The 3,376-nt window shown below is 65.2% G+C and carries 3 protein-coding genes; 2 read left to right on the top strand and 1 reads right to left on the bottom strand.

Annotated elements, in window-relative coordinates; translation table 11 throughout:
* A partial coding sequence (locus ACWCO3_RS33080; RefSeq protein ID WP_450013857.1) for a hypothetical protein occupies window positions 1-864 on the bottom strand: 864 nt, incomplete at its 3' end.
* A 340-nt stretch (window positions 865-1,204) separates the two neighbouring features.
* On the opposite strand from ACWCO3_RS33080, the gene ACWCO3_RS33075 reads away from it, so the two are divergent.
* On the top strand, window positions 1,205-2,350 hold the full coding sequence (locus ACWCO3_RS33075) for a TRAFAC clade GTPase domain-containing protein (RefSeq protein WP_145783443.1): 1,146 nt from the start codon (window positions 1,205-1,207) through the stop codon (window positions 2,348-2,350).
* Complete coding sequence (locus ACWCO3_RS33070) at window positions 2,347-2,682, top strand: hypothetical protein (RefSeq protein WP_145783441.1); 336 nt, start codon at window positions 2,347-2,349, stop codon at window positions 2,680-2,682. Before ACWCO3_RS33075 ends, ACWCO3_RS33070 begins: the two co-directional genes overlap by 4 nt.
* Window positions 2,683-3,376 lie beyond the last annotated feature (694 nt).

Here is a 3,376-nt window from a genome sequence, read left to right as displayed (position 1 = left end):
CCCGATACGTTCCTCCAAGGCGACTTGCAGGCGCTCCGGGTCGCTCCAACGGATAATGTCCTTTGTATAGTGTGGGGCAAGTTCGCCGTAGATCAGTTCTTCCGTTGCGACGTCCGGTGGTCCATCCACCGGCCCAATCCGCAGGATAGGTATCCCATGGCCCCGCAGGAACGCCACGGCGGCCACGGCCGACGGTTGGCTCAGGTCGGCTAGCACCCAGTCGCATCTCTGTAGCTGCGCGATGAAGCCACCGTCGATGGCGATAGGCCAGGGCAGGACTTCCACCGCATAGTTGAACGCCTCGACGGCGGCCGCGGTAGCGCCTCGCGCCTCGCCCGTTGGCGGTACAAGCAATCCGACTGCGGCGGTGTCGCGCGCTGACCGCTTCTGAGACTGGTTGGCGATCGATCGGCAGAACGTTTCGAACTCGTCGCGAAGATGCCGCCGTGTCGTCTCCATGCCTTGGCTGAGGATCTCCTGCGCCGAGTAGCGGAGGCTGACGGAGCCCGGCGGCCCATGCAGCCTGTTCCCGAACCGGCGGTCGATGAACAGGATCGACGGCTTGCGGTAGCGCATCGCCATGTCGAGCTCGAGCTTGAAGTACCGAGTGGCCCGCACCAGATCTGCGGCCGGCAGACGCTCAAACGGATCGTCGCTCAACGAGTAGATGCCAGCGAAGATCTCAACGTCGCGGATCATGCGTTCCAGGCGGGTCGTGCTCGTTGCCTTTAGCCCTCGGTCAACCTCGAACTGGACATCGGCGACCTGGTCAATCAGGTCGAAGAACTGCAGGTTCACCGCGGGCGACCGGTAGCGGTGGCTGAGGAAGACCTTGACGTTAAGCCGGTCACTGGGTGCGGTCACTCGGTGACAATTGCAAGCACCCTGCACGGCCGTCAAGAACCAGAGGTACCGACCCAGGTCGGCTTCCTGTATTGGCTGGACCTATCCCGGCAGAGTATGGCACGCGGCTGGGTGCGGTGTATGGCGGGTTCAGCGCGCCTTAGGGATGGCCGCTGCCTGAGCGAAGGTGGCGGACTGTCCGCTGGGGGACGGTCCCGAGGGCGTGGACGTCGACGTTCCAGAAGATCGTTCAGGCGCTGCGAGGCAAGCCGGTGCCGCGCTTGCCGATTGCCTTCCTTTCCGATGCGCCGGCCCCTTGGCCGTGCACCGCGATGATCGCCGGTTCGCGTAAGGTCCTCGCATGCAACCGAGGGCGTTCGAGCAGCACATCGCGGTGTTCGGGGAGAGTGGCAGCGGCAAGACTGTCCTGCTCTCATCGTTCTACGGGGCCGCCCAGGAGCCGCAGTATCTGAAGCGGAGCCTCTTCCACATTCTGGCCGAAGACATCGGCCAGGGTAACCGGCTGCACAAGAACTACCTCGGCATGAAGGAGGACGCGACGCTGCCGCTCACCACCCGGTTCGCCGCCTCGTCGTACGCCTTCAAAGTGCAGATGAAGGACGGGTCAGATCCCGCGGCGGCGAAGTCCCGGCCCTTCGACGTGCTGCGGGTGGTGTGGCACGACTATCCGGGTGAGTGGTTCGAGCAGTCGGTGCAGAGCCCGGACGAGGCCCAGCGCCGCGCCGACAGCTTCCGGTCCCTGCTGAGCTCGGACGTCGCCCTGCTGCTGGTGGACGGTCAGAAGCTGCTCGACAACGCGGGCGAGGAGGATCGGTACCTCAAGTCGCTGTTCAGCAACTTCCGCAACGGCGTGCTGTCGCTACGGGACGAGCTGCTGGAGGACGGCAAGCCGCTCGCCCAGTTCCCGCGGATCTGGGTGATGGCGCTGTCGAAGGCCGACCTCTTGCCGGACCTGGATGTCTATCGGTTCCGTGATCTGCTCGTCGCCAAGGCCTGCGACGATCTAGAGCAGCTGCGCGAGACCATCGTCGGGCTGGTGGAGGGCCGCGAGGCGCTATCGATCGGCGAGGATTTCGTGCTGCTGTCGTCGGCGAAGTTCGAGCCGGGCAAGATCACGGTGACCGAGCGCGTCGGGCTGGATCTGATCTTGCCGCTGTCCGCCATCCTGCCCTTCGAGCGGCATCACCGGTGGCACGAGTTGACGCAGCTCCCGGCACGCGTGTTCGAGGGTCTACTCGGCCGTGCTGGCGACTTGGCGTCCGCGCTGCTGGCCAGGACCAAGCTTCCCGGCCCGCTGGGCCTGCTGATGAACATCGTCGGTCCCGATCTCCTCAGTGAAGCGGCGAAACTGGCCGGGGACAAGCTCCGGGTGGCTAACGCAGAGGCGCTATCCAAGAAGGAGTTCCTCTCGGCCACGCTGACCGGCTTCCGGATGGATCTGGAGAAGGGCGAAGAGAGTCAGATTCTGATCCGGAGCGTGCGATGAGCCTCATCTGGGCCACCCGCGGCCGGGCGTGGGGTTTCCGTTTCCTCCTCACCGGTGGATTCTCGGATCCCCTTCCGGAATACGAGGCCGCTTTCGCGGACGCCGGTGATGCGCCGGAGACCTGCCACCGTGCCGGGGGCCGAGTTGCGTTGCGCATCGCGGACCCGCTGGGGCGTAAGGATCAGTCTGGCCGGGTGATCCCGCACGAGTTCGTCGTCTGGGGGCCGCAGGCCGCGGAAATCCATTCGGCGGCGGACGGTCTCGCGCTGGTGTGGCCGCAGGTGGCCGAAGAGTTCGAGCGGGTCTGGGAGACGCCCCGGCCGCCCTTGTGAAACCGATCGCGGGCGTCCCGGTTCGCAGCGGCACCGATCGCGCACCACCGCGAGTCGTTCTGCGGGACTGACGACGAGGTCCTGCTAGGCAACGACGAAGTCGCCAACAAGGTCGACCTGCTCCGGTGTCCGGATCCGCTGCATCCGTCGTGCGGGTGCCCCGTGCACCGGTCGTTGCGAGACTGCATCGAGAGGGCCACCGCCGCGTGGGGTTCCGGTGACGGTTGTGCTGACCGGGAAGGGGCTGTTACAGGTTCGGTCAGTGCGCATGCCGTGAGGCGCGCAGAGCGTGGCGGCAGCTGCGGTGAGGCGGTCAGGCATGGCGGGGTTATGGGTCCCCCGTTTACCCCCCGAAAACCATGGCCAACCGTTGACGAACGGTGACAAGCGGCGATCAGCGCTTGGCGGTATCTCTGCAGCTCAGCGACGATTTTCGGCAAGCAATGACAACCTTGATTCGGTTACTGTCGGTAACAAGGGGTTTTGACAAGCAATGACAAGCCTTGAACGAGGCTCGGCATGAGGTCGTCGTGGGTTCAATTCCCTCGCTCCCACGAGCACCTGGCCGCTGGGGCGGAGGTTGCGTCGGTCGTGGAGGTTACTACGAGCGAGCCGCTACCTGGCTGCATCGGAGCTGAGAGCAGCGCCTCGGTGACCGAGAGGTTCGTTGCGTGCAGCAAGGTCCGCCGATGGT

The sequence above is a fragment of the Micromonospora sp. NPDC002411 genome (assembly GCF_053592955.1).
Note: the sequence above shows the minus strand (reverse complement) of the source record. Positions and strands in the feature narration are given on the sequence as shown.